15 protein-coding genes are annotated in these 13,126 nt (G+C 67.2%); 6 read left to right on the plus strand and 9 right to left on the minus strand.

All coding sequences use genetic code 11. From position 1 onward, the window contains the following. Positions 1-192: 192 nt before the first annotated feature. The 3 genes from AB2M62_RS17795 to AB2M62_RS17805 all read right to left on the minus strand — a co-directional run bounded on the left by AB2M62_RS17795 (position 193) and on the right by AB2M62_RS17805 (position 3,054). A complete protein-coding gene (locus AB2M62_RS17795) occupies positions 193-1,221 on the minus strand; it encodes a GGDEF domain-containing protein (protein WP_404335955.1) in 1,029 nt (342 codons plus the stop codon). 159 nt (positions 1,222-1,380) lie between these two features. Continuing rightward, entirely contained in the window at positions 1,381-1,929 is a 549-nt protein-coding gene (locus AB2M62_RS17800; protein WP_404335956.1) for a peroxiredoxin, read from the minus strand. Between the two features lie 51 nt (positions 1,930-1,980). Next, positions 1,981-3,054 carry a phospholipase A gene (locus tag AB2M62_RS17805; protein ID WP_404335958.1) on the minus strand — a complete coding sequence of 358 codons (1,074 nt, stop codon included), beginning with the start codon at positions 3,052-3,054 and terminating at the stop codon, positions 1,981-1,983. 69 nt (positions 3,055-3,123) lie between these two features. Here AB2M62_RS17805 and hisN point away from each other — a divergent pair, with 69 nt between their 5' ends. Continuing rightward, a complete protein-coding gene (gene hisN, locus AB2M62_RS17810) occupies positions 3,124-3,906 on the plus strand; it encodes a histidinol-phosphatase (protein ID WP_404335960.1) in 783 nt (260 codons plus the stop codon). Here the strand turns inward: hisN and AB2M62_RS17815 are convergent, their stop codons facing one another. Beyond that, entirely contained in the window at positions 3,907-4,815 is a 909-nt protein-coding gene (locus AB2M62_RS17815; RefSeq protein ID WP_404335962.1) for a prephenate/arogenate dehydrogenase family protein, read from the minus strand. Further along, positions 4,815-5,909: a histidinol-phosphate transaminase gene (gene hisC, locus AB2M62_RS17820; protein ID WP_404335964.1), complete on the minus strand. Its 1,095-nt coding sequence runs from the start codon at positions 5,907-5,909 to the stop codon at positions 4,815-4,817. Before hisC ends, AB2M62_RS17815 begins: the two co-directional genes overlap by 1 nt. A gap of 69 nt (positions 5,910-5,978) precedes the next feature. On the opposite strand from hisC, the gene AB2M62_RS17825 reads away from it, so the two are divergent. Genes AB2M62_RS17825 through metW form a run of 4 tightly spaced genes read left to right on the plus strand, consistent with a single transcriptional unit; the run spans position 5,979 to position 9,701 of the window. Next, positions 5,979-7,535 carry a flavin monoamine oxidase family protein gene (locus AB2M62_RS17825; RefSeq protein WP_404335966.1) on the plus strand — a complete coding sequence of 519 codons (1,557 nt, stop codon included), beginning with the start codon at positions 5,979-5,981 and terminating at the stop codon, positions 7,533-7,535. 32 nt (positions 7,536-7,567) lie between these two features. After that, positions 7,568-8,692, plus strand: a complete 1,125-nt coding sequence (locus AB2M62_RS17830) for a homoserine O-acetyltransferase (protein ID WP_404335968.1) — start codon at positions 7,568-7,570, stop codon at positions 8,690-8,692. After that, positions 8,689-9,108, plus strand: a complete 420-nt coding sequence (locus tag AB2M62_RS17835; RefSeq protein ID WP_404335969.1) for a GNAT family N-acetyltransferase — start codon at positions 8,689-8,691, stop codon at positions 9,106-9,108. Before AB2M62_RS17830 ends, AB2M62_RS17835 begins: the two co-directional genes overlap by 4 nt. Beyond that, complete coding sequence (gene metW / locus AB2M62_RS17840; protein ID WP_404335971.1) at positions 9,105-9,701, plus strand: methionine biosynthesis protein MetW; 597 nt, start codon at positions 9,105-9,107, stop codon at positions 9,699-9,701. The genes AB2M62_RS17835 and metW overlap by 4 nt, the downstream gene beginning before the upstream one ends. On the opposite strand, the gene AB2M62_RS17845 is transcribed toward metW, so the two are convergent. Next, complete coding sequence (locus AB2M62_RS17845) at positions 9,698-10,147, minus strand: hypothetical protein (RefSeq protein WP_404335973.1); 450 nt, start codon at positions 10,145-10,147, stop codon at positions 9,698-9,700. The two genes, metW and AB2M62_RS17845, sit on opposite strands and share 4 nt — an antisense overlap. Before the next feature lie 42 nt (positions 10,148-10,189). After that, positions 10,190-10,753 carry a single-stranded DNA-binding protein gene (gene ssb / locus AB2M62_RS17850; RefSeq protein WP_404335975.1) on the minus strand — a complete coding sequence of 188 codons (564 nt, stop codon included), beginning with the start codon at positions 10,751-10,753 and terminating at the stop codon, positions 10,190-10,192. Positions 10,754-10,809: 56 nt separating this feature from the next. Here ssb and AB2M62_RS17855 point away from each other — a divergent pair, with 56 nt between their 5' ends. After that, positions 10,810-10,983 (plus strand): DUF4169 family protein, encoded by a 174-nt coding sequence (locus AB2M62_RS17855; RefSeq protein ID WP_404335977.1) that lies wholly within the window; start codon positions 10,810-10,812, stop codon positions 10,981-10,983. On the opposite strand, the gene AB2M62_RS17860 is transcribed toward AB2M62_RS17855, so the two are convergent. Further along, a complete protein-coding gene (locus AB2M62_RS17860; protein ID WP_404335979.1) occupies positions 10,980-12,830 on the minus strand; it encodes a ferrous iron transporter B in 1,851 nt (616 codons plus the stop codon). The two genes, AB2M62_RS17855 and AB2M62_RS17860, sit on opposite strands and share 4 nt — an antisense overlap. After that, the gene (locus tag AB2M62_RS17865; RefSeq protein WP_404335981.1) at positions 12,827-13,102 is read right to left on the minus strand and encodes a ferrous iron transport protein A; all 276 of its coding nucleotides are present in this window, start codon (positions 13,100-13,102) and stop codon (positions 12,827-12,829) included. The genes AB2M62_RS17860 and AB2M62_RS17865 overlap by 4 nt, the downstream gene beginning before the upstream one ends. Positions 13,103-13,126: the final 24 nt, after the last annotated feature.

Consider the following 13,126-nt stretch of genomic DNA (forward strand, 5'->3'; position numbering starts at 1 on the left):
GTCTATTCCCTGTGATCTCGGCTGCGGGACCATCCCGCTGCCGATGCCAGATACTTTGCAGGGAGCGTGCCAACTCGGTAAGTATTTGAGATTGCTCGCGTTAACGATAACGGCAGGTGGAACTTAGCAAAATCCACACCGATTGTTGGTGCGTTTTCCCAATCAAAAGCGGACGATTCTGTCCGCAATCGGTCAGCCGACGTGGAGGCAGTTCCGCCCGGCGGTTTTGGCGGCATACAGCAACCGGTCAGCGCGGTGGAACGCAGTTTGATAGCGTTCGTCCTCGCGAAGGTCGGTAAGCCCGGCGGAGAAAGTGATCTCGCCCAGTGGCGCGTCCGATTCGCGCAGGCGATAGCGCTTGATGGCGACACTCGCGCGCGCGGCGTCGAGCGTGGCCTGCGCCTTGCCGAGGTCGCAGCCGGTAAACAGCACGGCAAATTCCTCGCCGCCATAGCGCGCAACGAGGTGGCCTGCACAGGCCTGGGTCAGCGCTTCCCCGATCGCCTTGAGCACGCGATCCCCCACGGCATGGCCGAACCGGTCGTTGACGGACTTGAAGAAGTCGACGTCGCACACTGCGACGCAAACCTCGCCCTTGCCCATCTGGGCAGCGAACGCCTCTTCGAAAGCGCGGCGGTTGGGCAGGTCGGTCAGCGGATCGCGGCGGGCATTGTCGCGCGCTTCCTCGAGCTTCTCGCGCAATTCGGTCGCCTCGCGCGTTGCCGATTCCAGTTGCGACTCGGCGCTGCGCACGCGCTCAAGCATCGAACCGGTAATTCGTGCGACTTCCTCGATCGTCGTGCTGTTGGTGTCGCTGGCGCCTGCCGAACGCATCGCCGCAGCGCTCGCAGCGAGGTCTCGGCCGAAACCGGCAGTCTCGGCGCGCATCGCAGTGACGATGTCGGCAAAGCCTTCGACGTGCATCTGGGTCTGGGCGACGAGGCCCTGCGCCTGCTTCGCGGGCGCTTCTTGATCTGCCGAGCGGAGTTCGCAGCCCAGCGTCTCGATATCGCGTTGGGTTAGCCGCACTCCGCCATCGGTGAGCGCGTGCACGGCGCGCGCGAGCGGCCCGCCCGGCGTGGTGAAGAGATGATGCGCGAATGCGTAGTTGGCCGGATCGGGCGACAGTCGTTGATCGCGCAGGAAATCTCCGATGCGCTCGTACAAATCCCCCGCGGGATCTCCCCCGCTGGTGACGCGCACGGCCCTCGCGCCGGCCATAGCCCAGTTACCCCTAATCTTCACGAGCGGTTCGTCCGCATATCGGTCCTGCGCCGAAACTAGGGATCAAGTTCTAACATCCGGTGTGCAGAGGTTACTGGCGGATAAAGATGTCGGAAAAGTCGCAAGGCTGGCGGCCTCAACCTTGGCGCAGGCGACTTAGTGCCGACGAGTTGCCTTGTACTTCTGCACCGCGGCGAGGGTGAGTCGCACATGGTCGGCAGGGCTCATGTCATCATGCGCGAAGAGTATGCGGCCGTCGGGTGCGATGACGTAGCTGGTTCGGCTGGTGACCTTGGCGACGGACCCGTCGGGCCGTTTCAGGATCACGTCATAGCCCTTGACGATCTGCGGAGACGCAGCCGCGACGGCGAACTTGCCGGCGCAATGCTCGCTTGAGAATTTCTGGAGCTGGTCGACATTGCCTGCGGTCATCCCGATCACCGTCGCGCCGGCGGCGGTGAAGTCGGGCAGCGCCTCGGCAAAGGCGTGGGCTTCGGCATTGCACCCGCTCGTGAACGCCGCCGGGAAGAAATAGAGCACCACCGGGCCTTTCTTCAGCGCCGCCTTGAGACTGAGCGTCACCGGCTTTCCGGCGATCGCGCCGCTGGCGCTGAAGTCGGGCGCCTTGGCACCGGGCGCGAGCGCAGCCCCCGCGGGCGCGGCGAGCGAAAGGGCGAGCGAGGCAAGCAGGAAGCGAGTGCGCATGGGCGATCCTCTAATGTCTGGGGCGATCCTACGCTGGAGCGCATCGCCGCGCTAGCGCGTCAGTGCGATGCCGATGCGCGCATGGCTGTCGCGCCCGCGATAGTCGTCCAGCGCCTCGCCATGGCCGGTAAATGCCTGGCCGAACAGGTAGAAACCCAGCCCGCCGAGTCGGGTGAGCGGATAGGAAACGAACAGCTCCGCCGCGCCGCGCCGCGTCTCGAAATTGCCGCGCCCGGTGAGCGAGAGCTTGAGCCCGTCCTTTTGCGCGATCGACGCGCTGAGCGCAGTGTAGCCGAAATAATCGGCGACATCGGGCGCCGCGCCGATTCGCCCGATATAGAACCATGCCATCGGCGCGACATCGAGCCGCCAGTCGCCGCCAAGGTCGAACGTCTTCTCGGCGCGCGCGAAGATGCGGTTGAGATCTACGGAGTTGCTGAGGTCGCGACCGTTCGAATCGTGCCGCCAGCCCAACGCCACCCGCGTTGTCTCGTCGACAGCGATATCGGCGTAGACTTCGGGGCTGTAATTGGTCGCCCGGAACGGGCCCGAAGGCTCGTCGATCGCCCAGAACATCGTTTGGGTGTAGGCAAAGCGCAGGTTGCCGAGCGCCAGCGGTGCGGTTTCGGAAAAGGGTCGGAAGGCGAAGCTCATTTGGAGCTTGGCGCCGGCATCGCCCGCGCCAAACGCGCCATAGATCGGCTCGTGCGGCTCGAACCGGTCCGCGAGCGTCGCCGAAGATCCGGTCGAGCTTTGCACCACGCGCTCTTCGCTTGGCAGTGCGGCGGCTTCATGTTGCTCGGCGGGGGGCACGGCGACGCCCGCGACAGCGACAGGCACGTAGCGCGCCTTGGCGAAGCTGCCCGGCGCGATCGTTGGCGTCGGCCCCGGCGCGCGCTCGAGCACCAGCCGGGTGCCATCCACCGCAGTCACTTCGATCTGGCGCGGCCCCGCCTCGGCGATCGGCGTCGTGCCCTCGTTGACCAGAAATACCTCGACGCCGCGCAACGCAGCCTGTTCCGATTCGGGCTGGGCGGGCACCGCGCGCACCTGCGCGGCGGCGGGGCTGGCAGCGATCAGGCCAAGGGCGACAAGAAAGGGGCGCATCGCCGCAGGAGTTGTCACGCCTTTGTGACCTTGGCCAGTCGAAATTGAGCACTGGCCGGGCGGCGCGCGCCCGGCTAGGCGGCGGAGATGGCCGTCACCCAGAACGACATCGCCCTCGCCCAGCGCCTCGCCGATGCGGCGGGCGCGGCGATCCGCCCGCGCTTCCGTGCCGAGCATGGGCTGGAGGCCAAGGAGGACCTCTCGCCGGTGACGCTTGCGGACCGCGAGGCCGAGGAAGCGATGCGCAAGCTGATCGTCGCGGAGCGCCCGATGGACGGGATCATCGGCGAGGAATTCGGCATCCGTGAAGGCACCAGCGGGCGGCAATGGGTGCTCGATCCGATCGACGGCACCCGCGCCTTCATCGCCGGCCGGCCGATCTTCGGAACGCTGATCGCGCTGATCGAGGATGGTTGGCCACTGCTCGGCATCCTCGACCAGCCGATCACGCGCGAGCGCTGGCTGGGCGTCGCCGGGCGCCCGACCCTGTTCAACGGCGCGCCTGCCTCCACGCGGATCTGCCGTGAGCTCAAGGGCGCAATCCTCGGCACCACTTCGCCCGCCTTGTTCGACGATTCGCAGCTCCACGCCTTCGAACATCTCGACGCCGCGGTGATGAGCACGGTGCTCGGCGGCGACTGCTATAATTATGGCTGCGTCGCGAGCGGCTGGATGGACGTCGTCGTCGAGGCCGGGCTCAAACTCCATGACTTCGCCGCCTTGGTGCCGATCGTCGAGGGCGCGGGCGGGCGGATGTGCGATTGGCAGGGCGATCCGCTCCATGCCGGCAGCAACGGCGAAGTCATCGCCGCGGGTGACCCTGCACGCATCGACGACATCCTCGACGCGCTCGCCTGCCGCGGACACTGACTATTCGTGCGCGCGCCCGAAATCGGGACGCGCGTCATCCTGGCCCTGATCGATGATCGAGCGGCGCACCGCGCGGGTGCGGCTGAACAGGTCGAACAGCTCGTCGCCCTTGCCCCAGCGGATCGCGCGCTGGAGCGCGGACAGGTCCTCGGAAAAGCGCTGGAGCATGTCGAGCACCGCCTGGCGATTGGCGAGGAACACGTCGCGCCACATCGTCGGGTCCGATGCGGCGATTCGCGTGAAGTCGCGAAAACCGCCGGCGGAGAATTTGATCACTTCGGACTGGGTGACTTCCTCAAGGTCCGAAGCGGTGCCGACGATCGTATAGGCGATGAGGTGCGGCAAATGGCTGGTCACTGCCAGCACCAGGTCATGGTGATCGGGCGCCATCGTCTCGACCATCGCGCCGAGTCGGCGCCAGAATTCGCAGACGCGCTCGATCGCCAGTGCGTCGGTCCCTTCGGGTGGCGTGACGATGCACCAGCGATGGTTGAACAAGGTCGCGAACCCCGCCTCGGGGCCGCTATTCTCGGTGCCCGCTACGGGATGCGCCGGCACGAAAACGGCATTCGGCAGCGCCGCGCGCACCGCCTCGACTACGCTGCCCTTGCACGATCCGACATCGCTGACGATCGCATCGGGGGGAAGATCGGCGCGGATTTCAGCGGCCGCGACTCCCATCGCGCCGACCGGCACGCAGAGGACCACGAAATCAGCGTCGATCACGGCAGTGCCGGCGGTATCGGCGATATCGTCGCACAGGTCGATCCGCAGTGCGGTCTCGCGCACGGCCGGGTCGGCGTCATAGCCGGTGACACGCGCGCTCGGCATGTGCTGGCGCACCGCGCGCGCGATCGACGAGCCGATCAGCCCGAGGCCGACGATCGTGACGCGCGCGAAGGGGAGCATCAGGCGCCCGCCATCGCGCGCAGCGCCGCGACGACGCCGCGCATCTCGTCCTCGGTGCCGATCGTGATGCGCAATCCGTGCGCAAGACCCTGGCCGGGCAACCAGCGGACGATATAGCCGGCGTCCATCAGCCCCTTGTACGCCGCCTCGGCGGTCAGCGCGCCTTCGAACAGCACCAGCTGGAAATTGGCCTTGGACGGGACGGCGCGCAGCCCCTTATTGCCGAGCGCGTCGATTTCGGCGGCGAACCAGGCGCGCCACTGGGCATTGTGGCTGCGGCTGTGCTCGATGAAGTCGCTGGCGCCCAGCGCGGCGATCGCCGCATGCCCCGCGCCGATTCCGAAGGCGAAGGGCGCGCGGATGCGGTGCATTGCGGCGATGAGGTCGGGATGGCCATAGCCCCAGCCGACGCGCTCGGAGGCGAGGCCGAAGATCTTAGAGAAGGTCCGCGTGACGAGCACATTGGTCTGGGTGCGCGCGAGCTCAAGCCCGCCGTCATCGTCCTCGGGGTTGAGATATTCGGTATAGGCTTGGTCAAGCACCAGCAGCACAGTGGCGGGAAGACCGGCGTGCAGCCGTGCGATCTCGGCCTTACTGCTATAGGTGCCGGTGGGGTTGTTCGGATTGGCGACGAACACGACCTTGGTGCGCTCGGTTACTGCCGCCAGGATCGCATCGACGTCGGTGGCATAATCCTTGTCGGGCGCCACCACCGGCGTCGCGCCGACGCGGCGCGCGGCGATGTCGTAGACCGCAAAGCCATAGCGGACATAGATGATCTCGTCGCCGAGCCCGGCAAAGCTACCCGCGGCAAGATGGAGAACCTCGTCCGATCCGGTCCCATAGACGATGCGATCGGCCTCGATGCCATAATGATCGGCGATCGCGGCGCGCAGGTCGGCGGCGCTGGCATCGGGGTAGCGTTCGAGCGTCGCGGCGGCCTCGGCATAGGCGGCGCGTGCCGCGTCGGGGGTGCCGAACGGGTTCTCGTTCGAGGAGAGCTTGGCGACCTTGCGGCCGTCATCGGTGGTGGCGCGCCCCGGCACATAGGGGGCTATGTCGAGGATCCACGGCTTGGCGACAGGTGCGTTCATGCCGCGCGGATTGGCGGAATGGCCGGTTAATGGCAAGCTCTGCGCCGGGACGAGCGGACGGGGGGCAGCATGCGGGGAAACGGAATCCTGTGGCGGGGGCTGGCGGAGGCGCGCCGGCGCAATCTGGCAGCGGCAGGAGAGGCGCCGCCGATCGCTGCGGCGCCCGGCGCGACGCGTCGCGCGCTGCTCCAGGGATTTGTCGCACTCGGCGCGACTGCCGTGTTGCCCCGCCCTGCCCGCGCCTTTGCCGGAGGCCGAGTTGCGGTCATCGGTGGGGGCATCGCCGGGTTGAGCGCGCTCCACCATCTCCGTGAGGCCGGAGTCGACGCGCACTTGTTCGAGGCGCGCAGCCGGATGGGTGGCCGGATGTATACGCACCAGCCGGCGCAAGGCCCGGCGTTCGAGGTCGGCGGGCAACTGGTCAACACCGACCATGACGATATGCGGGCGCTGTGCACGCGCTTCGGCGTGCGGCTGGTCGATCGCAAGACCGACCCCCATGCCACGCTCGTCCTTGCCGGCGGGCGGCTGCTGAGCGAGTCCGCGCTGGCAGAAGGGCTGCGGCCGATCGCCGCGCAGATCGGCCGCGACTCGGACAGGATCGACCGCGATTTCGCGCGGTACGCGCCGGCGCTCGATCGGTTGTCGATCGCGGGCTATCTCGACAAGCACCGCGCCGTGCTCGGCGCGCCCTGGGTCCGCGCGCTGATGGAATCGACCAGCCGCACCGAATATGGTGTCGAGCCCGATCGCGCCTCGGCGATCGAACTGATCTTCAATCTGCCCACGGTCGACGGTCAGCGCGCCGAGATCCTCGGCGGCTCCGACGAACGCTTCGTGATGGAAGGCGGCAGCAGCGCGCTGATCGGGGCGATGGCCACGCACTATGCCGATCGTATCGCCACCGGCCGCCGGCTTCGGCGAATCGAGACGACAGGCCGGGGCGTGCGACTGCACTTCGTCAATTCCGCGCTAGTCGATGCCGAGCAAGTCATCGTCGCGGTTCCCGCCCCGCTCACGCGCCAGATCGATTTCGCGGTGCCACTTCCGGCCGACTGGCGCGCGTTCATCGCGGCGATGGATCTGGGCCGCAACGAGAAGGTGCAAGTCGCGGCGAGCGCGACGCCATGGCGTCAGCCGATAGGCGTGGGCGGCGAGCTGTGGCAGGCGGATGCCCAGGGCTGGGCGCTGGGCTGGGACGGCAGCGTCCACCGCGCGGACGGCGTCTCGCGGGTATGGACGTGGTTCCTGGGCGGCGATCAGGTCGCGCAGGCCGACACGGCGTCCCCGTCGACACTTGCGAAGCGCTTTGCGACGAGCGCCGAGGCGGCGATCCCCGGCCTGGGCGCGGCATCTGCCGGCCCCTTTGTGCGGACCAACTGGCATGCCCAGGCGCTCACGCTTGGCGCCTATGTCAATTTCCGCCCCGGCGAGCTTACGCGGTTCGCGCACCTGCTCTGCGTCGAACCCGCTCAGGGCCCGGTCCAGGCACCGCATGTCGGGCGCATCCATTTCGCCGGCGAGCACCTTTCCGATGCCTTTCCCGGCTATATGAACGGCGGCGCTCAAACCGGACGCGTCGCGGCGCAGGCGATCCGCGGGGCTCGCACCGCGCGCGCGGCTTGAACCGGGGACCAAGCACCCCTAGTCCGACCGTTATGTCCGACGATCCGCGTTTTGGCCTGAGCCGCACGGTGACGCTGCCCGGGCCCTTGCGGCTCGACGGCGGCGTGCTGCTGTCTCCGCTCGATATTGCCTATGAAACCTATGGCACGCTCGCGCCCGATGCCCAGAACGCGATCCTCGTCTGCCACGCGCTGACCGGGGACCATCATCTGGCGTCCGAGCATCCGGTTACCGGCAAGCCAGGCTGGTGGGCGCGGATGGTCGGGCCGGGAAAACCGATCGATACCGATCGCTGGTTCGTCGTCTGTGCCAACGTGCTGGGCAGCTGCCTCGGCTCGTCGGGGCCGGCGAGCGTCAATCCGGCGACCGGCAAGCCCTGGGCGATGGGCTTCCCGGTGATTACGATCCGAGACATGGTCCGCGCGCAGGCGATGCTGCTCGACCATCTCGGCATCGCGCGGCTGTTCGCCGTCGTCGGCGGATCGATGGGCGGGATGCAGGCGCTGAGCTGGGCGGCGACCTTCCCCGGGCGCGTGGCGTCCGCCGTCGTCATTGCCAGCGCGGCGCGGCATTCGGCGCAGAACATCGCCTTCCACGAAGTCGGACGCCAGGCGATCATGGCCGATCCGCGCTGGCGCGGCGGCGATTATTATGCCGAGAATGATCCCCCCGCCTCGGGGCTCGCGGTCGCGCGGATGGCGGCGCACATCACCTATCTTTCGGAGGCCGGTCTCACGGCCAAGTTCGGTCGCAAGCTGCAGAGCCGCGACGCCAAGACCTTCGGGTTCGACGCCGATTTCCAAGTCGAAAGCTATTTGCGTCACCAGGGGTTGAGCTTCGTCGACCGGTTCGACGCGAACTCCTACCTCTATATTACCCGGGCGCTCGACTATTTCGACCTCGCCGAGGAGCATGGCGGCACCCTCGCCAATGCCTTCAAGGGTGCCGAGACGCGCCTGTGCCTGGTCAGCTTCGACACCGATTGGCTCTATCCGACCAGCGAGTCTCGCAGCATCGTCCATGCGCTCAATGCCGCGGGCGCGCCGGCGAGCTTCGTCGAGCTAAGCTCGCCGTTCGGCCATGACGCCTTCCTGCTGGAGAGCCCCGAGCTCGACCGGGTGATCGGTGGTTTCCTGCGCGCCGGGGAATCGCGATGAGCGTCCGCATCTCGCTCGATCCTGCCGAACTCCAGCTCGACGTCATCCACGGCTATCTCGCGCGGTCTTATTGGGCCGAGGGCATCCCGCGCGATACGGTGGCGCGGGCGCTGGCGCATTCGCTCTGTATCGGCGCCTATCGGGATGAGGCCCAGATCGGCTTTGCGCGGCTGGTCACCGATCGCGCGACCTTCGCCTATCTCGCCGATGTGTTCGTGCTCGAAGACCATCGCGGGCAGGGAATCGCCCGCGCAATGCTCGAGGCGCTCGACCGCCACTCCGAACTTCAGGGGCTGCGGCGCTGGGCGCTGTTCACCCGCGACATGCACCCACTTTACGCGCTCCTCGGCTGGGAGGCGTATCCACATCCGGACCGGCTGATGGTCCGCGACACTCCGGACATCTATAGCCGATGAACCTGCGTCCAGATCTTGCGATCATCGCCGACAATGTTCAGCCGCTGACCCGTGTGCTCGATGTCGGCTGCGGCGACGGCGCGCTGATGGCAGCGCTGCGTGACACGCGCGGCTGCGACGCGCGCGGGCTCGAGCTCGACCCGCGCGACGTCGCCTCGGCGGTCGCGCGCGGCCTTTCGGTGATCCAGGGCGACGCCGATACCGATCTCGCCGATTATCCCGACGCCAGCTTCGACTATGCCATCCTCAGCCAGACGCTGCAGACGACGCGGCGCCCCGACTGGGTGCTCGAGCAATTGCTGCGAATCGGGCGGCGCGCCTTCGTTTCCTTCCCTAATTTCGCACATTGGCGCGTGCGGGCGTCACTGCTCTGGGGCGGCCGGATGCCGGTGACGCGTCTGCTCCCCCTCGAATGGTACGCCACGCCCAACATCCACCATGTGACGATCGACGATTTCCGGGCTCTGGTGAAAAGCCGCGGCATCGCGGTCGAGGGATGCTGGTTTCTTTCGGGCGATCAAAGCACCGGCTCGGCGATGGCGAATCTGTTCGCCGAGCATGCGGTGTTCCTGCTCCGCCGCGGTGGCGCCTAGACGCCGCTGCTCCAGTTGATCGTCACGCGCGTGCGTCCGCCGAATGAGTCGACAACGAACAGCAAGGTGCGTTTCCCCTCCTCGCCCGCGGCATATTTGTTGTCGGTTGCTTCGCGAGGCGCGAGCCCTTCGGCATTGGCCTGCGCGCGCGACCACCCGAGCACCTCGCGGGGGGCCGTGTCGGTCAGATAGACGATCGATCCGCTGACGTGCCGCGCCTTGCCGTCGGGACCGGCAATGCATTGGGTGACTTGGCCGCCGGCATAGATCGGCACGAAGTCGGGGCGGTTGCTGCAATCGGCCGCCGCGGTCACCGCCGCGGGCTTTCCGCTGGCGGCCGCCGCAGCGACATTCTGCCCGGTCGGATCATCCGTGGTCTCGGTCGAGACACCACCGCCGCCGCAGGCGCTGAGCAAAAGCAAGGGAAGCAACGAAAGGCGCATCATCTAGTCTCCGCTATCCCAACGATGCGCCCGGCGCGGAGTTGCTTAGAACGGAACGTCGTCGTCCAGATCGTCGGGAAAGCCGCCGCCAAAGCCGCTGCCGCCCGCCGCTGCACCGCCGCTGCGCTGCCCGCCACCGCTGTTGAAATTGTTGCCGCCGCCGCGGCTCGACGACTGGCCGGAGAATTCGTCGCCACCACCCCACTCGTCGCCGCCGCCCGCTGCACCACCACGCCCGGCTCCGCCGCCGGCACCCGGCGCGCCGTCGAGCATGGTCAGCACGCTGTTGAAGCCCTGGAGCACGACTTCGGTCGAATAGCGGTCGTTACCCTGCGGGTCCTGCCACTTGCGCGTGGTCAGTGCGCCTTCAATGTAAACCTTCGAGCCCTTGCGCAGGAAGCGCTCGGCGACGTTTGCGAGGCCCTCGTTGAACACCTTGACGGTATGCCACTCGGTCTTCTCCTTGCGCTCGCCCGAATTGCGGTCCTTCCAGCTTTCCGAAGTGGCGATGCGCAGTTCGACCACCTTGCCCCCGTTCTGGAAGCTGCGGCTCTCGGGATCGCGGCCCAGATTCCCGACGAGAATCACCTTGTTGACGCTGCCGGCCATTCAAAACTCCAGTAAATCGATTGGGCGCCGGCGCTGCCGGGCGCTATGCTGAGACTATGGCTGAGATCATTAACCTGAACCGGGCGCGGAAGGCGAGAGCCAAAGCATCCGCAAAAACAGAGGCAGACGCGAACCGCGCGCGTTTCGGGCGGACCAAGGCTGAGAAACAGATCGAAGCGGCCGATCGGAAACGGGTCGAACGAACGCTCGACGAATCGAAACGCGATTAGAGCCCCAGCGCGACTGCGCTCCAATAGGTGATCCCCGCCGCGATATAGGCGAGCACGAACAAATAGCCGATCATGAACGCCGGCCATTTCCAGCCGTTGGTCTCGCGCCGGGTCACTGCGATCGTCGAGATGCATTGCGGCGCGAACACGAACCACATCAGGAAGGCGAGCGCCGTCGGCAAGCTCCAGCGGGCGCGCAAATTCTCGGAGATCGTCGCCTCGCCCTGGGCGTCGTCGGGGTTGTCGACGGCGTAGACTGTGCCGATCGCTGCGACTGCGGCTTCACGCGCGGCCATCGCGGGGAGCAAAGCGAGCGAGATATCATGGTTGAAGCCGATCGGGCGCACCACCGTCTCGATCCCGCTGGCGATGCGGCCGGCGACCGAATATTCGCTTTGCTTCTGACCCGCGGGCGCCTGGGGGAAAGTGGTGAGCAGCCAAAGGATCGCCACGGTTGCCGCGATCGTCGTGCCGGCGCGCTTCAAGAAAATCATCGCGCGCTGCCACAGGCCGAGCGCCACGTCGCGGATGCTCGGCAGCTGGTATTTGGGCATCTCCATCATGAAGCCCGACGTCGCGCCCCTGGTGACGGTGTGGCGGAGCACCAGCGCCGCGCCGAACGCGCCGATGATGCCGAGGATATAGAGCGCGAACAGCACCAGCCCCTGCAGCCCGATGCCCGGCAGCACCGCCCGATCGGGGATCACCGCGCCGATGACGATCGCATAGACCGGCAGGCGCGCGGAGCAGGTGGTGAGCGGCGCGATCAGGATGGTGGTGAGCCGTTCCTTGTCGTCCGAGATGGTGCGCGTCGCCATAATGCCGGGCACGGCGCAGGCGAAGCTGGAGAGCAGCGGGATGAAGGCCCGGCCGGACAGGCCGACGCTCGCCATCACCCGGTCCATCAGCATCGCGGCGCGGACCATGTAGCCGGTCGCCTCGAGCACCAGGATGAACGCGAACAGGATCAGGATCAGCGGCAGGAAGACGACGACCGCGCCGACGCCGGCGATCAGGCCCTGGACAAGGAAATCGCGGATGAACCCGTCGGGCAGCGCCCCGGCGACGGTGTCGGAAAGCCAGCCCATGCCGGCCTCGATCGCATCCACCGGTGCGGCGGACCAGGCGAAGACCGACTGGAACATGACGAACAACAGCGTGAGCAGGATGGCCATGCCGAACACCGGATGCAGCGCGACCGCGTCGATCCGGTGGGTCCAGCGGCGCGACGCGGTTTCCGAGACCGTAACTGCCAGCGCGATCTGGCGGGCGCGGCGCTGGAGGACGACGATGTCGTGCTGGACGCCGCTGCCCCGGCGCAGCTTATGATTGCCCTTCACCGTCTCGCCGAGGCGCTGCTTGAGCAGGTCTAGTCCGCGCTTGCGCACGGCGACGGTGGCGACGACCGGCACGCCGAGCTCGCGCTCCAGTGCTTGCGGATCGAGGACCAGGCCATCGCGCTCGGCCATGTCGAACATGTTGAGTGCGACGACCACCGGCAAGCCGAGCGCGATCAGCTGGAGCGTGAAGCGCAGATGGTTGTCGAGATTGGTGGCATCGACGACGACGATGATGCCGTCGGGCAGGCGCTCGCCCTGCTGCTTGCCGAACAGCACGTCGCGCGTCACTGCCTCGTCGGGCGAGGAGGGATCGAGGCTGTAGGTGCCCGGCAGATCGAGCAGCTCGACCGGGCGGCCATCGGGCAGTGACAGCCGGCCGGCATGGCGCTCGACGGTGACGCCGGGATAATTGCCCACCTTTTGGCGGGCGCCGGTGAGGGCATTGAACAGAGCGCTCTTGCCAGCATTGGGATTGCCGACCAGCGCGACCAGCGGTGCAGGGTTCATCGGCGCGCTTTCGGGCTCACATGGATCGCCGCAGCGACATGGCGTCGCAGCGCCACGGTCATCCGTCCGATCCGGCAGGCGATCGGCCCGCCGAGCAGCCCGGAGCGGTGGAGCAGTTCGACTTCGACGCCTTCGTCGAGACCAAGCTCGCGCAGGCGGCGCGATTCGGGCTCGGAAAGCGCATGCCAATCAACTCCGGCGACGGTTCCGGCCTGGTGACGCGGCAATTGGGCTAGGCGAAGCGGCGCAGGAATCGCGGCGGTGGCGTTCATCTGCGAGTGATTATCAATAAGTTT

The organism is Sphingomonas sp. MMS12-HWE2-04, assembly GCF_044881185.1.
Classification (GTDB): domain Bacteria; phylum Pseudomonadota; class Alphaproteobacteria; order Sphingomonadales; family Sphingomonadaceae; genus Sphingomonas.

Bases quoted from the DNA above. Each gene is read 5' to 3' on its own strand.
- hisC (WP_404335964.1), bottom strand. From the start codon at position 5,909: ATGAACGCACCTGTCGCCAAGCCGTGGATCCTCGACATAGCCCCCTAT.
- ssb (WP_404335975.1), bottom strand. From the start codon at position 10,753: ATGGCCGGCAGCGTCAACAAGGTGATTCTCGTCGGGAATCTGGGCCGC.
- AB2M62_RS17855 (WP_404335977.1), top strand. From the start codon at position 10,810: ATGGCTGAGATCATTAACCTGAACCGGGCGCGGAAGGCGAGAGCCAAA.
- AB2M62_RS17830 (WP_404335968.1), top strand. From the start codon at position 7,568: ATGTCCGACGATCCGCGTTTTGGCCTGAGCCGCACGGTGACGCTGCCC.
- AB2M62_RS17860 (WP_404335979.1), bottom strand. From the start codon at position 12,830: ATGAACCCTGCACCGCTGGTCGCGCTGGTCGGCAATCCCAATGCTGGC.
- metW (WP_404335971.1), top strand. From the start codon at position 9,105: ATGAACCTGCGTCCAGATCTTGCGATCATCGCCGACAATGTTCAGCCG.
- AB2M62_RS17835 (WP_404335969.1), top strand. From the start codon at position 8,689: ATGAGCGTCCGCATCTCGCTCGATCCTGCCGAACTCCAGCTCGACGTC.
- AB2M62_RS17795 (WP_404335955.1), bottom strand. From the start codon at position 1,221: ATGGCCGGCGCGAGGGCCGTGCGCGTCACCAGCGGGGGAGATCCCGCG.
- AB2M62_RS17825 (WP_404335966.1), top strand. From the start codon at position 5,979: ATGCGGGGAAACGGAATCCTGTGGCGGGGGCTGGCGGAGGCGCGCCGG.
- AB2M62_RS17845 (WP_404335973.1), bottom strand. From the start codon at position 10,147: ATGATGCGCCTTTCGTTGCTTCCCTTGCTTTTGCTCAGCGCCTGCGGC.
- AB2M62_RS17815 (WP_404335962.1), bottom strand. From the start codon at position 4,815: ATGCTCCCCTTCGCGCGCGTCACGATCGTCGGCCTCGGGCTGATCGGC.
- hisN (WP_404335960.1), top strand. From the start codon at position 3,124: ATGGCCGTCACCCAGAACGACATCGCCCTCGCCCAGCGCCTCGCCGAT.
- AB2M62_RS17865 (WP_404335981.1), bottom strand. From the start codon at position 13,102: ATGAACGCCACCGCCGCGATTCCTGCGCCGCTTCGCCTAGCCCAATTG.
- AB2M62_RS17800 (WP_404335956.1), bottom strand. From the start codon at position 1,929: ATGCGCACTCGCTTCCTGCTTGCCTCGCTCGCCCTTTCGCTCGCCGCG.